19 protein-coding genes and 1 other annotated feature are annotated in these 16,137 nt (G+C 45.2%); all 19 genes read right to left on the minus strand.

Features of this window, described 5'->3' with window-relative positions; genetic code table 11:
• Positions 1-39 precede the first annotated feature (39 nt).
• Positions 40-1,326 (minus strand): homoserine dehydrogenase, encoded by a 1,287-nt coding sequence (locus tag MHH50_RS24595; RefSeq protein WP_036685184.1) that lies wholly within the window; start codon positions 1,324-1,326, stop codon positions 40-42.
• 33 nt (positions 1,327-1,359) lie between these two features.
• Positions 1,360-1,797, minus strand: coding sequence for an ACT domain-containing protein (locus tag MHH50_RS24600; RefSeq protein WP_038573029.1), 438 nt, complete (start codon positions 1,795-1,797; stop codon positions 1,360-1,362).
• A gap of 159 nt (positions 1,798-1,956) precedes the next feature.
• Entirely contained in the window at positions 1,957-3,318 is a 1,362-nt protein-coding gene (locus tag MHH50_RS24605; protein ID WP_340033550.1) for a hypothetical protein, read from the minus strand.
• A 66-nt stretch (positions 3,319-3,384) separates the two neighbouring features.
• The gene (locus MHH50_RS24610) at positions 3,385-4,161 is read right to left on the minus strand and encodes a hypothetical protein (RefSeq protein ID WP_340033551.1); all 777 of its coding nucleotides are present in this window, start codon (positions 4,159-4,161) and stop codon (positions 3,385-3,387) included.
• 14 nt (positions 4,162-4,175) lie between these two features.
• Entirely contained in the window at positions 4,176-4,922 is a 747-nt protein-coding gene (locus tag MHH50_RS24615) for a hypothetical protein (protein ID WP_280753789.1), read from the minus strand.
• A gap of 10 nt (positions 4,923-4,932) precedes the next feature.
• Positions 4,933-6,255, minus strand: coding sequence for an SPFH domain-containing protein (locus tag MHH50_RS24620; protein ID WP_076280019.1), 1,323 nt, complete (start codon positions 6,253-6,255; stop codon positions 4,933-4,935).
• A 210-nt stretch (positions 6,256-6,465) separates the two neighbouring features.
• Complete coding sequence (gene obgE, locus MHH50_RS24625) at positions 6,466-7,776, minus strand: GTPase ObgE (protein ID WP_036685174.1); 1,311 nt, start codon at positions 7,774-7,776, stop codon at positions 6,466-6,468.
• 15 nt (positions 7,777-7,791) lie between these two features.
• A complete protein-coding gene (locus tag MHH50_RS24630) occupies positions 7,792-8,532 on the minus strand; it encodes a Spo0B domain-containing protein (RefSeq protein WP_076105522.1) in 741 nt (246 codons plus the stop codon).
• Positions 8,533-8,775: 243 nt separating this feature from the next.
• Positions 8,776-9,087, minus strand: coding sequence for a 50S ribosomal protein L27 (gene rpmA / locus MHH50_RS24635; RefSeq protein ID WP_036685171.1), 312 nt, complete (start codon positions 9,085-9,087; stop codon positions 8,776-8,778).
• A gap of 17 nt (positions 9,088-9,104) precedes the next feature.
• On the minus strand, positions 9,105-9,440 hold the full coding sequence (locus MHH50_RS24640; RefSeq protein WP_076280018.1) for a ribosomal-processing cysteine protease Prp: 336 nt from the start codon (positions 9,438-9,440) through the stop codon (positions 9,105-9,107).
• A 12-nt stretch (positions 9,441-9,452) separates the two neighbouring features.
• Positions 9,453-9,764, minus strand: a complete 312-nt coding sequence (gene rplU, locus MHH50_RS24645) for a 50S ribosomal protein L21 (RefSeq protein ID WP_036685166.1) — start codon at positions 9,762-9,764, stop codon at positions 9,453-9,455.
• Between the two features lie 14 nt (positions 9,765-9,778).
• Positions 9,779-9,865: a sequence feature (ribosomal protein L21 leader region), on the minus strand.
• The gene (locus MHH50_RS24650; RefSeq protein ID WP_155288184.1) at positions 9,780-9,947 is read right to left on the minus strand and encodes a hypothetical protein; all 168 of its coding nucleotides are present in this window, start codon (positions 9,945-9,947) and stop codon (positions 9,780-9,782) included. Its footprint overlaps the feature before it by 86 nt.
• On the minus strand, positions 9,928-11,169 hold the full coding sequence (locus MHH50_RS24655) for an Rne/Rng family ribonuclease (RefSeq protein ID WP_076129388.1): 1,242 nt from the start codon (positions 11,167-11,169) through the stop codon (positions 9,928-9,930). The genes MHH50_RS24650 and MHH50_RS24655 overlap by 20 nt, the downstream gene beginning before the upstream one ends.
• A 54-nt stretch (positions 11,170-11,223) precedes the next feature.
• Positions 11,224-12,066, minus strand: coding sequence for a M50 family metallopeptidase (locus MHH50_RS24660; RefSeq protein WP_076129389.1), 843 nt, complete (start codon positions 12,064-12,066; stop codon positions 11,224-11,226).
• Positions 12,059-12,955 (minus strand): M23 family metallopeptidase, encoded by an 897-nt coding sequence (locus MHH50_RS24665; protein WP_076218574.1) that lies wholly within the window; start codon positions 12,953-12,955, stop codon positions 12,059-12,061. The genes MHH50_RS24660 and MHH50_RS24665 overlap by 8 nt, the downstream gene beginning before the upstream one ends.
• 202 nt (positions 12,956-13,157) lie before the next feature.
• On the minus strand, positions 13,158-13,952 hold the full coding sequence (gene minD / locus MHH50_RS24670; RefSeq protein ID WP_036685156.1) for a septum site-determining protein MinD: 795 nt from the start codon (positions 13,950-13,952) through the stop codon (positions 13,158-13,160).
• Between the two features lie 5 nt (positions 13,953-13,957).
• Positions 13,958-14,617: a septum site-determining protein MinC gene (gene minC / locus MHH50_RS24675; protein WP_036685154.1), complete on the minus strand. Its 660-nt coding sequence runs from the start codon at positions 14,615-14,617 to the stop codon at positions 13,958-13,960.
• Between the two features lie 79 nt (positions 14,618-14,696).
• A complete protein-coding gene (mreD, locus tag MHH50_RS24680; protein WP_081386380.1) occupies positions 14,697-15,227 on the minus strand; it encodes a rod shape-determining protein MreD in 531 nt (176 codons plus the stop codon).
• The gene (gene mreC / locus MHH50_RS24685; protein ID WP_076305453.1) at positions 15,227-16,105 is read right to left on the minus strand and encodes a rod shape-determining protein MreC; all 879 of its coding nucleotides are present in this window, start codon (positions 16,103-16,105) and stop codon (positions 15,227-15,229) included. Before mreC ends, mreD begins: the two co-directional genes overlap by 1 nt.
• Positions 16,106-16,137 lie beyond the last annotated feature (32 nt).

Below are 16,137 nucleotides of genomic sequence, written 5' to 3' on the forward strand. Positions count from 1 at the left end.
TATGTTTTGAAATATGAAAGTATTAGTTCAGTGGCTTGGTTAACCTTCCACACGATAATGGCTCTTAATCCGGCGGATGACTTTCAGCTCCTCGAAATGGCGCAGCACTTTGTTCATGCTTGCTTTACTAGCGTTATGAGTGACAATAATGATCTCCGCATCAGGATTATTGGGATTGGCTTGCTGAACTACTGAATCCAAACTTACATCATATTCGGCAAACACTTGAGTAATCTTAGCCAATACCCCTGCTTTATCATCAACATGCAGAAGCAAAAAGTTTTTATAAAAAATAGCTTCATCACTCTTAAGCTTTTTCTGCTTGTAAGGTACTTTTTGCTTCAATCCATTCACACCTAGTTTAAGGTTCTTAATGACAGCTACCAAATCAGCTACCACTGAGGTTGCAGTTGGCATTGCGCCCGCACCCGCACCGTAGAACATGGTCTCTCCCACTGCTTCCCCGTATACGTAAACTGCGTTGAACACGCCATTGACGGAAGCCAAGGGATGACTAGCCCGAATCAAGGTTGGCTGAACACTGATGCTGAATTCTTCATCCTGACGTTCAGCGATGCCTAACAGCTTAATTTCATATCCGAGACGTTTCGCAAAGGCGATATCCGCCTTACTCACCTGAGAAATCCCACTCACACTTACATCATGCAGCTCCACATTAGTACGGAAACCTAAGGTTCCGAGAATCGCCATTTTGCGGGCAGCGTCCAGGCCTTCCACATCCGAGGTTGGATCAGACTCTGCGTATCCCAGATCCTGCGCTTCTTTTAACACATCATTATAGGATGCGCCTTCTTGGCTCATTTTGGTTAGTATGTAATTAGTCGTTCCATTCACGATACCTATAATCTTCATAATCTTATCTGAAGAAAAGCCCTCGATAAGTGTGCGGATAATCGGAATGCCTCCTGCTACGCTAGCCTCATAAAAGACATCACATTGCTTCTCCTGCGCCTTAGCAAGAATCTCCGAGCCGTGCAGCGCCATCAAATCCTTGTTCGCAGTTACGACATGTTTACCGCGTTCCAAAGCTTCAAGAATATATTCTTTGGTTCCCGCGATTCCCCCCATAACTTCAACGATGACATCAATTTCAGGATCACGAATCACATCCCATGGATCTGTCGTTATTTTAGCAGGATCAACCTCGATTTCGCGTGGTTTATTAGAATTATTCACAGCTATACGTTCAATGACAATTGAAGAGCCTACCTGGCTGCTTAAATCCTCTTGATTCCCTTCCACGATACGAACTACACCTGTGCCTACTGTTCCCAGGCCCAGCAACCCCACTTTAACCGGCTTCATCTGTCTCCTCCTAAAAGTTTACGAATATAGTTCCTATCCCTGTCCAACGATTAAAGCACGCTTCACTCCTGGAATCTCTTTCAGACTATCCAGCATCTCTCCGAGTTCCTCATTTAAGTGTGAAATTTCTACAGAGATCACCACATTTGCCCGCCCTTGCAGCGGAATACTCTGGTGAATCGTCAACACATTAGCCCCATGTCCCGCTACAGAGCCTAGTACCTTGGAAAGCATTCCAGATTCGTGCTCCAAATCCATGGAAATCGTAACGATCCGCTCTCGTTCGAGCTGATGGATCAAGTGAATTCCATCCTTGTATTTATAAAAAGCGCTTCGGCTTAATCCCACCTGCTCTACACCTTCATTTACGGTCTTCGCATCCCCGGCCTCAAGCAATTGTTTAACCTGCATAGTCTTAAGTACAGCATCAGGCAATATGTCCTCCCGGACCAAATAATAGCGTTCTCTCACGAACGTCCTCACCTCAAAGACTTTTGTGTTTTCTTAGTGGACATTATATCGGAAAAGGCTTGTAAAATGCAATAACTTTATCTGGATGCTCCAAGGCCTGGGGAGTTAGGTGTAGTAAAACCCCCGGATTCCCGGGGGCAGAAGGCAATCGTATGTACACTAACTGTATGGAATCGTCGTCCCGCAATAGTCACAGATTTTATCCTGCCCTGGAAGTACTCTACTCTTAGCACCGCAACTCGGACAAACGATGGATTTCGGCAGTTGGACAGGTGGCTTAGGCCTATTCTCCGGCAATGACTGCCGCCCAGATGATGGCTGGTTCTCTGATGCCGCGGAGGGCTGTGCCCGGTCAGGATGTACAAGATTGGGCGGTTGTTTATCTAAGAGCTTAACACGTCCTTCATAATAGACAAGATCAGAAGCAAGTAACCCCCATCTCACCAAATACCGTAGGTCTCTACGTACATCATCTTCACTTTGTTTCGTGATATCAGCTAAATTACCAATATGCCTAACATCATCCACTACGATCAGCATGAGATACTTCTTGCACAGAAAATCAAAGTTTTCTGTTGCGAAGGTAGCCTTCCCTGCAAAGCTGTCCGCCGGAATTATAAAGATCACGTAGAGGACCACCAGAATGATCAATAAAGTGTACCACTTAAAATCCCCTTTGTAGGTCCCCACGGCGAAGAGGACAGCAAGTTCCATAAAAGCTCCCATACATACATGATAGAGCAATTTGTAGTTAAATGATTTCCGCTCATTCTTATAATGAGTGCTTACAAAACGAAGCATCGCAAGTACAAACCCAAGGGGAGCAAACAAATAGGCAATCGCCATGATGATTCGATCAAACACTGTCTGGTCTCGTTTGTTACGGTAGCGAAGGTTATTCTCAGGCGCACGCACCAGTGCTTGTGCCCGTTTGGAATAAATAAGCTTCGGCGGCAATTTTACAAATGGATTGTCTACACGTCCTTCATAATAAACAATATCTGGAGAAAGCACTCCCTGATCTTTTAAATATTCCAAAACCTCGCGGACATTCTCTTCACTGAAGCCGCGGATATCGGATAGGCTGCCGATATGCCTTATGCCGTCCACAAGAACCAATGCGATATAGTCATTGCAAAGATAGGTGAATCCCTCTCTCCATCCTACGGCCCTAACGGATAATTTGATGGCGGGAATCCTAAACAATGCGTAGATAATCACCAGCCTGATCAAGAGTGCGACATAATCGATTTGACCGAGTAGCTTGCTAATAATGAAATAGATCGCCAATTCTACAAAGGCACCCATGCACGCATGATAAAACAGGTTAATATTGCTTGCTTTGCGCTGTCTCTTGGAATGTGTAGATAATAACCGAATGGCAGCCAATATGAAGCCAACCGGAGCAAATACATACGCAAACACAATAGTCGTATAATCAAACGCCGTCCGCTCATATTCATGCTTGTACACAGGTTTTCCCGATACCGGCGGCTGTCTGCGTATATCCAATCCACTCATTTTGTCTTTAATCCCCTTATTTATGTAATCCTATATGCGATGCAGCTAATCTGTTGGTTGACGGCATTAATTGTACGGGATCTTCGTTCCACAGTAATCACAGCTTTTAGATTGGCTTGGGAGCACAGTATTCTGGGCTCCGCACCCCGGACAACGGATAGACTTAGGCAGTTGCGGCGGAGACTGAGGCTGCGCAGGTATCTGCTGCCCCGATGCTTGGGTTCTCCCCGTTCCTCCAAAGCCCGAAGTACTTTCAGGGTAACCTTGATTAGCTGCTGATGGTTCTGGCGTCCGGCGCCCTTCGGATAATGCGACATCAATATCAAGCAGTCCTTTATCCTTCAGATACTGGACATCTCTCCGTACATCACTTTCACTTTGGCCTATTCGTTCAGATATACTGCCAATATGCCGGATATTCTTATTTTGAATCAGCTCTATATAAGAAGTGTTAAGCTTAGAAAGGGTATATTTAGCTTTCGCTGTCACACTAGCCAGTATAAAAGCTGGAGTCAAAAACATGATTGCAATTAAAATAAGCGTTGATACTAATTCAGAAGTTCCAAATTCCCCATTGAGCGCACTAGAAAACATGGCAATAGAAAGTTCAACAAACCCACCAATAAATACATGCATCAGCAGATTGAGGTTAGTCGGTCTACGGTAATTTTTGTAATGCGTTGTCATCAAACGTAACAAGGCAAGCACAAGTCCAACTGGCATCAGTAGATAAGCAGCCGCGAGAATAACATAATCAAACCCGGTACGTTCGTATTTAAGCCGGGGAACGGTTGCATTTCCTCCCGGGAGCGGTGACGGCTCTTGTAGGTTCAAACTGTTCATGTAGTAAACTCCTCCTATTTAAGTGCCGCTAATTCACGGTTACGCCGCTGAAGTGTAGACTTTATACTCTCTGACATCTCATTTACTTCTACCTGCCAGCCCTCATGTGGCTCTTGGGTCGCCAGCAGTAGCTTCACGTGATCATGTAACAGAGAAATCTGCTGCTGCAGAATATCCTCTGTAGCATATAAAGACGGTTCTGATATCGGATCACTGTACTTAAATTTTTCCTCCAACATATCTAACACGTTCACTAGCTGCTCGGATTCGGAATTCTTCCAGCTACTAGCCAGCTCACTCATTTCAGTTAATTCGTTCTGATACCGCCGAAACTTTTGTAAAGACCTTTTGGCTTGCTGTTCCCCTGCCCCAGCATTCCACCCGTAAAGCCCTATCGCGGCCAAAGTGATCGCTCCTAACACAAGAATCAGCAATTGTTCGGCTGCGTACCACAAGGCGGGTAACTCCAGCAGCCAATCGAAGAGTAAGGCCGATACAAATACGAGGGCTGCATAGATTCCCGTAATGATTGCGCCGCTGATAAGAACAGGCGGAGTCTGCTGAATGCTACTTGCCGTTCGGAGCCAAAAAATACAATAGCCATAGATTACACTTTCTGCTAGCAGAACCGCGGATAAAGAAATTATGAACCGAAACAGTGAGTCAGAGAAACCTAATCCAATAAACGAGAACACTGTCAGTACTATAGCTACCGCATAAATGATGGTAATAATGTATATATATCTCCTACTTTTGTTCATTAGGTCCTCCTTAGCCTGCTTTTGTTCCGCACTCTGCACAGAATTTTTGTCCAGCTTTCAGCTCATGTCCACAGCCGCTGCATTTAATCACCATGCTGTCTCCACAATGAGGACAGAATTTCACCCCTGGCGCTACCATAGTCCCACATTTACCGCAAGCTTTAGGCATTTCTTTTCCACAGGAGACACAAGAAGCCGCTCCCTCAGGATTATCTGCTTTACAGGATGGGCAAGCACGATAAGGATTCCCGCAACCTGGACAGAACTTAGCTCCCGCATTTAGTTCATGCCCGCATTCAAAACATTTGATCTTGTTCGCAGAGAGAGAACCTTGCGGGTTGCCTCCAAGCGCCTGCCCACAACCGCTGCAGAACCGTCCCTCTACTGGATTCATAACTCCACACTTAGAGCAGGAACGCTGCTCTTGACGTATAACTGTAGTCCCTGAATCCAAGTTCATCCCTCTAGTCATACGGTTCACCATATCCATAGCGGGTCCAGCAAATCCCATTCCAAGTCCAAGCCCCATCCCGGTGTTCATCATGCCCACTCCAAGATTGCCGGGATTACCTGCCGCTTCTTCCATCGTGTCAAAACCACGCTCCTGCTGATAGGTGAAGCCCATGATATCCATTTCCGCTTTTTTAGCCAAAGCTTCCTTCAAACGAATCGTTGCCGGATCATCCTCTGGAATATTGATCGAATCAATATAGAAATTATTCAGCTCAATGCCATTATCCAAGAAAGCCGAGGCTAGTCGGCCCTGAATATGTTTGGAGATCTCTGCAACATAAGCATTAATCTCCAGTATGCTGATTTGCTTGTGCACAAGGTAAGAAGAAATAAGTTCATTTATATTCGACATCAGCAGTCCGCGGAAATAACTGATAAGCGTTTCATGATCAAACTGCGGGAGCGTCCCTACGAGCTTCAGCAAGAATTTTCGCGGATCATCGATTTTTACACCAAACTGCCCAAAAGAACGAACAGAAATCATAATTTTGTATTTGGGATCCTGAAGCTGTAAAGGTGAGCTCGTTCCCCATTTGACATTCATCGAATTCGTCTTATTCACATACCATACTTCAGCCGTAAATGGTGATTTTCCACCAAAAGGAAGATTAACGATATTGGATAAAATAGGTATATTAGCGGTGCTTAGCGTGTGCCGCCCAGCTGTAAAAGAATCAAGCGCTTGTCCGCCCTTGAATAGAATCGCTTCCTGGGATTCATTAACGATTAGTTGTGTCCATGTCCCCAGCTCCTGGTTAGGATATTTCCATGCAAATATACCTGGAGGACCGTCATACTTCACCACTTCTATAATTGCCATCTGCTATTCCTTCTTTCATTATCTTATATATAAATAACGTGTACGCTCCCAAATGGGAATTAGTGTATTTCGATATTTATTGTATACGATATATATCGTGTTTTGGGTTCTTTTATTGAAAAAAATTACTGATCTCCTCACAAAAAAAGCGCCAACTATGCTATCCCTTTACAGGAAAACCATAGTTGGCGCTTCATAGTCAGCTAAATATTAATAGTAGCTGCTGTTCTCAACGAATTCGAATTCGAAATCAGCGATACGGACAATCGTTCCTTCTACAGCACCGCGTTTACGAAGCTCTGCATCTACACCCATATGACGCAAAGTCCGTGCCAGCTTGAGAATCGCATCATGTGTGCTAAGCTGCATGCGCTTCAGCATACGTTCGATACGTGGGCTTGTGACCACAAACGCCTCGTTATCCCGTGTAATAGTAAAGGAATTATCCTCTTCTGCTTCCAGCTTATACACCTTACGTTCAGTAGTTTCAGCAACTTCCTCAACCACCGGCGCAACCGGAATGCTGTCGAGAATATCCGTTGCACGATATAGGAGCTCCTGAACACCCTGACGGGTAAGGGATGAAATTGGCATGATTTCTAAATCCGGCCGCACCTCAGCTACGCGTTCGCGGAAAGAAATAAGATTCTCTTCTGATTCAGGCATATCCATCTTATTCGCCGCCACAATCTGCGGACGATCGATTAGACTAGCATTGTACTGCTTCAGCTCATCATTAATTAGAACCCAATCCTCGAAGGGATCACGGCCCTCAGAGCCAGACATATCAACTACATGAATGATGATACGCGTGCGTTCAACGTGACGCAGGAATTCGTGACCCAGACCTATGCCTTCACTAGCTCCCTCGATTAATCCAGGCAGATCCGCCATCACAAAGCTTCGGCCATCCCCAACATCCACTACCCCTAAATTCGGTGTAATTGTTGTGAAATGGTAAGCTCCGATTTTGGGCTGGGCTGCGGACACAACCGACAGCAACGTAGATTTACCCACACTCGGGAAGCCTACAAGCCCTACATCAGCCATTACCTTAAGTTCCATAACAACATAACGCTCTTGGCCTTCTTCACCGTTCTCCGCAAGCTCTGGTGCAGTATTATTAGCTGTGGCAAAACGGGTGTTACCCCGGCCTCCACGGCCTCCACGTGCAACTACAACCTGTTGTCCATGACGCGTCATATCGGCAATGATCTCTTGCGTATCATCGTCAATCAGAATGGTTCCTGGCGGAATACGAACGATCATATGATCCGCATTCGCTCCATGTTGGCTTTTGTTCCGTCCTTTAATCCCTTTGTCAGCTTTGAAGTGGCGCTGATAACGGAAGTCCATCAACGTGCGCAGTCCCTCATCTACACGGAAAATAACGTCGCCTCCACGGCCTCCGTCACCACCGGCAGGACCACCCTCCGGTACATATTTCTCCCGGCGAAACGCAACGAGACCATCCCCGCCGTCACCGCCTTTAACATAAATCTTAGCTTTATCTACGAACATAAATGTTCACCTTCCTCACATTTCAAGCGGTAATCGCAGCTCTACATAAGCCCTGCTAGGCTTAAACTGCTCTGCTTTCATGATTTTTCCTTGTACTATATTATAAATTTGCCCTTTGAGCAGCTCGGGATTGCCATGCTCCCCCTCGCCTTCGAAGGAGATAAGAATGTCTCCTCCATCCTGAAAAAAGCCAAGGCGCAGCTTGCGCGTCTCCCCCTGAGGAGCCAGCCCGTTGTACTGATAAGCCCGTATGGTCTGCATAATCACTGAAGTCAGCTCATCTCCTGCTTCTGGATTTAGCTTGTCCTCTAGCTGCAACCCTTCCTCCACCTGAACTTCCAATTCCAGACTAGACCTGTTAGTTCGGAAGGATTGGATATAGAAAACCAATGAAGGAATGCCCAACTTAGCGATACGACTATCAAGTGCTATGCGTTCCTTTATTCTTTCCACACACTCCACGGATTTATTAGGCTTTCCAAGCTGAATATATCCGTATAGAATCTGCAAATCGTTCATCCAATCATGTCGATGATGATTCAGTGTCCGAATCGCCGCCTGTTGCAGAGTGTTCTCTTGTATACGCAGCTCCCGTTCATAATGACGCTGGCTCCAGATAAAACTGAAAGCAACGATTGCCACTACCCAGACTCCGAGTAATAGACACGTCAGAAGAGAAGTATGCCAATACAAAAGACCTAAAGGAAGCATTACGGATAACATGACTGCCCAGATTGCACTTTTCCAGGATTTCATTCTTTCTCCCCGTCCCTCAGTTCGCAAAATTCATGACTTCGTTTAGATAATTTGTTTTGTTAGTATCATTTACCATTTCCTAGTATAACACACGCGTTCACTGTAGTTCACCAGAGATAATAACGAGAATTTCACATCTATCTAACCATTCCAACTTTGCATCACAAATAATTATGAATATTCTACAAAAAAGCCTCCGGCACTCATGCCGGAGGCTTCTACTTGCTCATATGGTCCGTAAGCTTACGCTTCCAGTGCCGCTGCTACCGGAGCGACATCAACTGGGTACACGCTCACTTTTTTGCGATCGCGGCCCCAACGTTCGAACTTCACTACGCCATCCACCATTGCGAACAAAGTATCATCTTTACCGATGCCTACGTTAGTTCCTGGGTGAATTTTTGTTCCGCGTTGACGAACCAAGATGTTACCGCCGGTTACTGCTTGACCGTCAGCACGTTTCACGCCAAGACGTTTGGAATGGGAATCCCGTCCGTTTTTTGTGGAACCTACACCTTTTTTCGATGCGAACAATTGAAGATTCAATTTCAACATGTTGTCAACCTCCTTCTTTAAATATTTACTTGCTGTATTTGAATATACTTCCCGTATGATTCTGCGATATCATTCAGCATCACGACCATGGATTCAAGCAGCAATTGTACCTTCGCGGAAGTATCGAAATCTTCAACAGAACTTAATGTTCCACTTAAGAATCCGTTCTTCATGGATGTATCCATGGAGATTCCGGTCAAGATCTCAATCGAATTGACGGTTCCAACTGTTACAGCGGATACCCCGGCACATACGATATCTTCGCCACGCTTCGCATAACCCGCATGCCCCTTAACCTCAAAGCCAACGATAGTTCCTAGATCCGATAATCGTGTAATCCGCACGCTAATCATTAACGCACCTTCTTACGCTTGAATCTTCTCGATAGTTACTTTCGTGTACGGTTGACGATGACCTTGTTTCTTGTGGTAGTTCTTCTTAGGTTTGTATTTGTAAACTACAACCTTAGCGCCTTTACCATGTTTCTCGACTTTAGCTGTTACAGACGCGCCGCTTACTAGCGGAGTTCCTGCAGTCAGACCACCATCGTTAGAAACAGCCAATACACGGTCAAAAGTTACACTTGCGCCGTCTTCAGCTTCCAACTTTTCAATGAACAAAACGTCGCCCTCTTGGACTTTGTATTGTTTACCACCAGTTTCGATAATTGCATACATTTTACTTGCACCTCCTCATGTCTCAGACTCGCCTAGTCTAGGTGGCAGAATTCCCGTAGGAACTGCGCTTATGTACCCGATCGGAGCGGTTACAGCATGTGCAGGATCAACTGCATCAAACACATACTTGAAGATAGTATCATACTTATGACTTATCGTCAACTCATTCCAGCCATTCTCCAACTTTTCCGGTTCCCCCGCAGCACTGGCAAATCACAGGCGCAAAGCTGGCTGAATCATGCCTTGCCTTCTTTCTGGTCATCTCGAGCAGCCCGAGTCTTGTCCACCCCAAAATATGTGTTTTGGTGCGATCCTTGCAGATCACTTTCTCTAATCGCTCTGTGACCATCTTGCGGTGAAGCTCTTGTTCCATATCAATAAAATCGACAATAATGATTCCACCAGTATCGCGTAACCGGATCAAACGACCGATCTCCTCAGCTGCGAGCAAATTCGTATTAGTAACCGTTTCTTCAAGCGATGCTCCGCCAATGTATTGAGCGGTGTTGACATCAATTACGGTTAACGCCTCTGTCTCATCCCAGATCATTGTTGCTCCGCCCTCCAGCGTGATTTTGCGGCTGAAGCTCTTGAGCAATTGATCCTGAATACCATAAGCAGCGAAAATAGACTCCGCTCCATTATAAAGACAGACTGGCTTGTACCCTTCAGGAGCCATGTCGTCCAGAAAGGCTGTTGCTTCTCTAGCTGCGGCAGATGAATCAATAATCAACTGATCCCGTTGCGGATTAAAGGCATCTCTTATAAAGCGTTGGACAATACTAAGATCACGATGTAGTAAAGCGGGAGCCTCTACCGTTTGTGCCTTACGTGTAATATTCTCCCATTGGGCACGCAAAAAAGAAAGATCACCCTCCACAGCTTCATGTGGCTCGTCCTGAGAAACCGTCCGCATAATAAGCCCTTCTTCTTTCATTCGCAGACGTTCTCCGATTCCTTTGAGACGACTGCGCTCTGCATCCCGGCTTATTTTTTTGGAGACACCGACGTATTCTGCAAAGGGCATGTACACCATCCAGCGCCCGGGCAACGTATAATGAGTCGTTACACGCGCGCCTTTTCCGCCGCTCGGCTCTTTCCGCACTTGAACAACAATATCCTGTCCCGGCTGCAAAAGCGTCTCGATAGAGGGCTTCACATCAGGCTGTTTATCCAAATTAGGATGCAATACATCATCAACATATAAAAAAGCATTCTTCTTCTGTCCGATATCAACAAAAGCAGCCTGCATACCTGGAAGTACGTTAATCACACGGCCCTTGTAATAACTGCCGACCAACCCTTGCTGCTGATCGCGTTCAGCCGCGTACTCCACCAGCCTTCCGTTTTCCAGAAGAGCCATTCGGGTAATGTGCTGCGTGCAGTGAACGATCATCTGTTTCATGGCTTCACCTCTGGTTTCGTTCGTTCATTCCTTCACATTCTCTGCATAAATACACTATATTCCGAAGTAGGTTGATATTAAGCGCTGTTCCGGCACAACAGCAACAACATTTCCTTTACCGTTTAACACATAGATAAAATGATATTGATTACGTTTAAATAGACGCAATATATCATCTAAAGGTTTCGCAGATAATGCAACTATTGGACGAGCTACGCTTCCTGTTCGCAAATGATACTCATAAACAGCCTCCCGATTCATCAAAAAAGCAACAAACCGGTACGGTAAATTACGATGGTCGGTAAAATTCGAATACAGCAGAAAAGCTCCGATCATGACCATATTCAGCCTAAGGCCTCCACCCGCTCCAAGAGGCAGCAGCGCATATATAATCACAAGGACACTTGCGGCTACACTCACCCGTCCAGTCCATAACAAAGTGTAGTAATAAGGAAGCACTAAACTAATAGTGGCCTGAAGCACTTTACCTCCGTCAAGCGGCAGCACTGGCACTAGATTAAAAAGCCCAATAATGGCATTGGCATGAATAAAATAGGTCAGAAATTCCTGATTGCCATAACCGGCTTGTTGAAGTCCCAAAGCAATTACGATCATAATTCCATTTTGCAGTGGACCGGCAAGGGCTATTCCGATCTCACGACTGGCTGTAAGCCGCCCATGATCTTCAATAACAGCCACTCCGCCAAACGGTAGAAGCTGAACCGACTTAACTGTAACACCAGCCAAAAGAGCCGCAACGACATGTCCCATTTCATGAATGAAGACAATCGTAAATAAGGTGAGCAGCTCTAGAAATTGTCCCGTGACCACGGAGAATAACATAATGATCACGAACAGTGGATGTAGTGACAGTTCGATACCAAAGATCCTAATCAAACGATACCACTTCTGTAGGATCAATATAAGTCTTGTCTTTCATCACTGCGAAAAATAGTGTTGAAGCTGAGGATACGTCCTTCTCCATCATCCAACCGAGTGAATCCCCGCTCTGCACCCAGTCATCAACCTCCAGCTTGGTGCCGCTCAAATGTCCGTATTCTGCAGTGACACCGCCTGAATGCTGAACAGCAATTCGAATGCCCCCTTCCAGCTCTTTAGAGATGGAGAGAATACGTCCCATGTCTATACTTTTCACCGTCACATTTAAGGTTGAATCGATTTGAGGCATAATTTCCACCCCTTTTAGCGTAGATGCAAAAGGCTGGACAATGCTCCCAGCTATCGGGGCAGTGAGTTGATGATGAGCGGCCACTTTTTGAGCAGGCTCATCTTTATCCCCAAATATCGGAATGAACGCTGGAGCTCCGTTAAAGTTCTCCTCATACCAGACTCTCACAGCCGTGAAATCCATGTCATTGCTTAACGCATCACTAATAAAAGCTTGCATCTTATAGGACCATGGCTGATGTACCGCAAAAATCCCCCACACCGCTCCAAACACAAGAACACTAGCAACAAAGCGCCGAATAAAACCAGCAGTGAAATTTGAGCCTCCACCGCCGTTATCCTCCCAGCCTCCACGACTCTTTTTCCACATCACCTCTGGATCGGGCTCTACAGAGGATTGATCGGCATTCTTAAATCCTGTTCCCCATTCCTTAAAGCTCGTACTCTTATCCGGCATAATAAATAAAGGGGGAGCCTCCGCTATTTCTAGTTCCGGGACTTCCGAAACTCCTGAGACTGCTGAGACTTCCGGGAGTTCCTCCAATAAACTACGAATACGCTCCTTGCGGCGATTCTTGATATCTGATTTCTGATCCATATTTATCCCTCCGGACGGGCTTGTTTTACTTCCATTTTATGAAGCACGGAAGTCTCTTTAGAACAAGCCCCTCCAAGACAGACCATTTAAATCCCGGAAATGCCATACATTCATATTTATTCAAAAAAAATAAGCCCCACCATAGATTTCTCTACTGGTGGGACCCGTGTATGCTTCTTATCATAGGATTGCTTAGTAAAAATTAAGCCATGCCGAAAAATTTCTTAAGTTTCTTAAATGCTCCCGGTTTCCGGTCAAGCTGCATCAGGGGTACAGCATCACCTAGAATTCGGCGTGCAATATTGCGATAGGCAATAGCAGCTGAAGAATCGGGATTCATAACTGTAGGTTCTCCGTTATTTGCGGCTTTAATGACTAATTCATCATCCGGAACAATTCCGATAAGATCAATGTTCAGCACCTGTAATATATCCTCAATATCAAGCATATCCCCAGACTTCACAAGACCTGGGCGAATACGGTTTACCACCAATTTCGGCGATTCCACACTCGACTGTTCTAATAGTCCGATAATACGATCGGCATCCCGCACAGCGGCATGCTCTGGTGTGGTAACCACAATCGCTTTATCCGCACCGGCAATCGCATTGCGGAAGCCGTGCTCGATTCCTGCCGGACAATCGATCAGAACATACTCATATTCCTTTTTTAGTTCAAGAATGATATCTCTTACTTGTTCAGGAGAGACAGCCGTTTTATCCTTTGTTTGAGCTGCAGGCAGCATATACAATTCATCAAAGCGCTTGTCTTTAACTAGCGCTTGATTTAGGCGGCAACGTCCTTCCGCTACATCCACAAGATCATAAATAATACGATTCTCAAGCCCCATAACTACATCCAGATTACGCAGTCCAATGTCGGTATCGACGAGACATACTTTTTTGCCCTGCAGTGCAAGTGCGGTTCCAATGTTGGCTGTTGTGGTTGTTTTGCCAACTCCGCCTTTGCCCGAGGTTACGACTATCGCTTCTCCCATGGAGGCTACACCCCTTTAAACACATTTAAATCCTGACGTAATTTGACCAAATTATGAATCTTATCGATCTGCATAGCTCCGTTTGTTAAATATGCAAATTCCATACTGCTTTCTCGGGTTTCCCATTCATCGGGCGGACGACTAATAATATCGGCAATTCGCAGCTGCGTTGGAGACATTAAAGAAGCAGCTATAATTGCTTCCTCATTCCCGTCTACTCCAGCATGCGCCATCCCTCTTAGCGAACCTAGTATATAAATATCGCCTGAACAGGTTATGGTCCCCCCAGGGTTCACATCCCCCAGATATAGAAGATTTCCGTTATGGTGCAGCACCTGACCGGAACGTAGAATTCCGCTCATCAGAAACAATGCGTCATTATCCTCACTGCCGGGCGCTGGAAGCGCCTCTATAGATCGAATCAACAGATTTCCCTGTCCCTTAAGAATCTCCAGCACAGCTTCCTTGTCTTCCTCAGTTACGGTACGATTGCCCAGCTTTATGTCCACATGTACAATCGGTCCAGTTAAAATATTTTGATGGCTGTGCTCCAGCTTATAGCGAAGCTCGCTCAGAAGATCTTCAAAGGGACATTTGTCGTCTAGCAGGAATATCAGGCCATCCTTGATGCCCTTAATCCTTACATGCTTGGATTTTACTGTCATATGCCTGGCCCCCTATCCTCATTCATTCGTGCCGGGCCCCTTAAATTCCTGCTTTGTATAGAAAGAAAATAGAAGCTCTTTAAGCCGCTTCTTCCTTATTCGTTTCTTTCTTGATTAGCTCAAGCTGGCGCCGAACCGGTATGTAGAAGAGTAGCCCGATGGCAAAATGAAAAAGCATCGTCGGCAGCATGTGATTCAAAATCGCCCAGCTATAAGGTTCTTGATTAAGATTAAATACACTATAGATACCAAATAGTATACTATCCCCAAGTAGACTTCCAAGCAGAACCACAGTCATCATAAGGGGCAGCGGAGCACGTGGAATCTGAAATAAAAGGCCGATTAAATAAGCCGACAATCCCATCGCAAAAGAGTGTGCTCCAAGAATTCTGCCGTAAAAAACGACATCATGCAGCATTCCAAAACATAATCCCAATATAAGTGCTGTATGCCGATGATGATATATAGTCACGAACAATAACACTACAAAAACCAAATTCGGAATGATTCGCATCTGCCACACATCTGGAATCAGCCAAGGTAAGATGGTTCCCTCCACAATAAATAAGAGGAACAGTATCAGAATAAGAACTGATCTGCGCATATTCACTATTCAGCACGCTCCTCCGTAAACACAACAATCAAATGCTTCCAGTCCTGAAATTCTGCTGAAGGCTTTATCACTGCTGTGGAGGTTAATCCAAATTCACCAACATCGACGCTTTCAACTGTGCCTATTGTCAACCCCCTTGGATACAAGCCTCCAATACCGGAAGACAGAATAGTATCCTCCGCTGCAATAGGATCACCCGGTGGAATCTTGGTCATCAGCAGTCTGTTCGTCTCTGGATTATAACTCTCAATCATCCCAAAGGACTTACCCTCTTTATTAAAGGCAGTTGCCGCAATAGGCGGCTGGGAATTAGGATCATTAGTGTCCATCATGGTCATCAGTTTCACAGTAGAAGTGAAATTGCTAACTTGACTGATAACACCTACCAGACCATCGGTTGAAATAACAGACATATTAGGTCTGACACCATCTTTGGAGCCTAAATCAATTACAATGGTGCTGTTGCTTGGTTCTGTAGTCTGGCTAATTACTTGCGCAATACGATATTCATACTTATACAAATTCTTCTGTTCTTTAGTGAATTGCCATTTTTTTTCCAAGTCTTCATTCTGTACTTTAATAAAATTATACTGGGCTTTATCACGTGCATACTGGGCAGCCATAATTTTAAGCTGTTCATTTTCTTTAGCAAGATCACTCAGATTTCCAATATCTTCAAACAAGCCCGCTACATATCCAGCGGGCTTGTAGAACATTTTTTGCACGAAACCAGTCGAATCTCTGAGAAAGTTCTCCGGCCAGGACAAGCCTTTCCTTGTTGCCAAGCTGAAGCCCATTACCACAATGAACAGCACCAGTGTAATCAACAGAATAAACAGACGTTTATTGCTTAAGAGTTTAAACAGTTTCAACACCCTCTAACAACAGTATTTCTCCCATAACAGGG

The sequence above is a fragment of the Paenibacillus sp. FSL H3-0302 genome, assembly GCF_037982245.1.
GTDB lineage: Bacteria > Bacillota > Bacilli > Paenibacillales > Paenibacillaceae > Paenibacillus_AQ > Paenibacillus_AQ odorifer.

What these genes read in the sequence shown, in the direction of transcription:
- minD (WP_036685156.1), bottom strand. Translation starts at nt 13,952, where the DNA reads ATGGGAGAAGCGATAGTCGTAACCTCGGGCAAAGGCGGAGTTGGCAAA.
- minC (WP_036685154.1), bottom strand. Translation starts at nt 14,617, where the DNA reads ATGACAGTAAAATCCAAGCATGTAAGGATTAAGGGCATCAAGGATGGC.
- MHH50_RS24620 (WP_076280019.1), bottom strand. Translation starts at nt 6,255, where the DNA reads ATGGCAATTATAGAAGTGGTGAAGTATGACGGTCCTCCAGGTATATTT.
- MHH50_RS24615 (WP_280753789.1), bottom strand. Translation starts at nt 4,922, where the DNA reads ATGAACAAAAGTAGGAGATATATATACATTATTACCATCATTTATGCG.
- MHH50_RS24605 (WP_340033550.1), bottom strand. Translation starts at nt 3,318, where the DNA reads ATGAGTGGATTGGATATACGCAGACAGCCGCCGGTATCGGGAAAACCT.
- MHH50_RS24595 (WP_036685184.1), bottom strand. Translation starts at nt 1,326, where the DNA reads ATGAAGCCGGTTAAAGTGGGGTTGCTGGGCCTGGGAACAGTAGGCACA.
- rplU (WP_036685166.1), bottom strand. Translation starts at nt 9,764, where the DNA reads ATGTATGCAATTATCGAAACTGGTGGTAAACAATACAAAGTCCAAGAG.
- MHH50_RS24640 (WP_076280018.1), bottom strand. Translation starts at nt 9,440, where the DNA reads ATGATTAGCGTGCGGATTACACGATTATCGGATCTAGGAACTATCGTT.
- MHH50_RS24610 (WP_340033551.1), bottom strand. Translation starts at nt 4,161, where the DNA reads ATGAACAGTTTGAACCTACAAGAGCCGTCACCGCTCCCGGGAGGAAAT.
- obgE (WP_036685174.1), bottom strand. Translation starts at nt 7,776, where the DNA reads ATGTTCGTAGATAAAGCTAAGATTTATGTTAAAGGCGGTGACGGCGGG.
- rpmA (WP_036685171.1), bottom strand. Translation starts at nt 9,087, where the DNA reads ATGTTGAAATTGAATCTTCAATTGTTCGCATCGAAAAAAGGTGTAGGT.
- MHH50_RS24665 (WP_076218574.1), bottom strand. Translation starts at nt 12,955, where the DNA reads ATGGATCAGAAATCAGATATCAAGAATCGCCGCAAGGAGCGTATTCGT.
- MHH50_RS24655 (WP_076129388.1), bottom strand. Translation starts at nt 11,169, where the DNA reads ATGAAACAGATGATCGTTCACTGCACGCAGCACATTACCCGAATGGCT.
- MHH50_RS24630 (WP_076105522.1), bottom strand. Translation starts at nt 8,532, where the DNA reads ATGAAATCCTGGAAAAGTGCAATCTGGGCAGTCATGTTATCCGTAATG.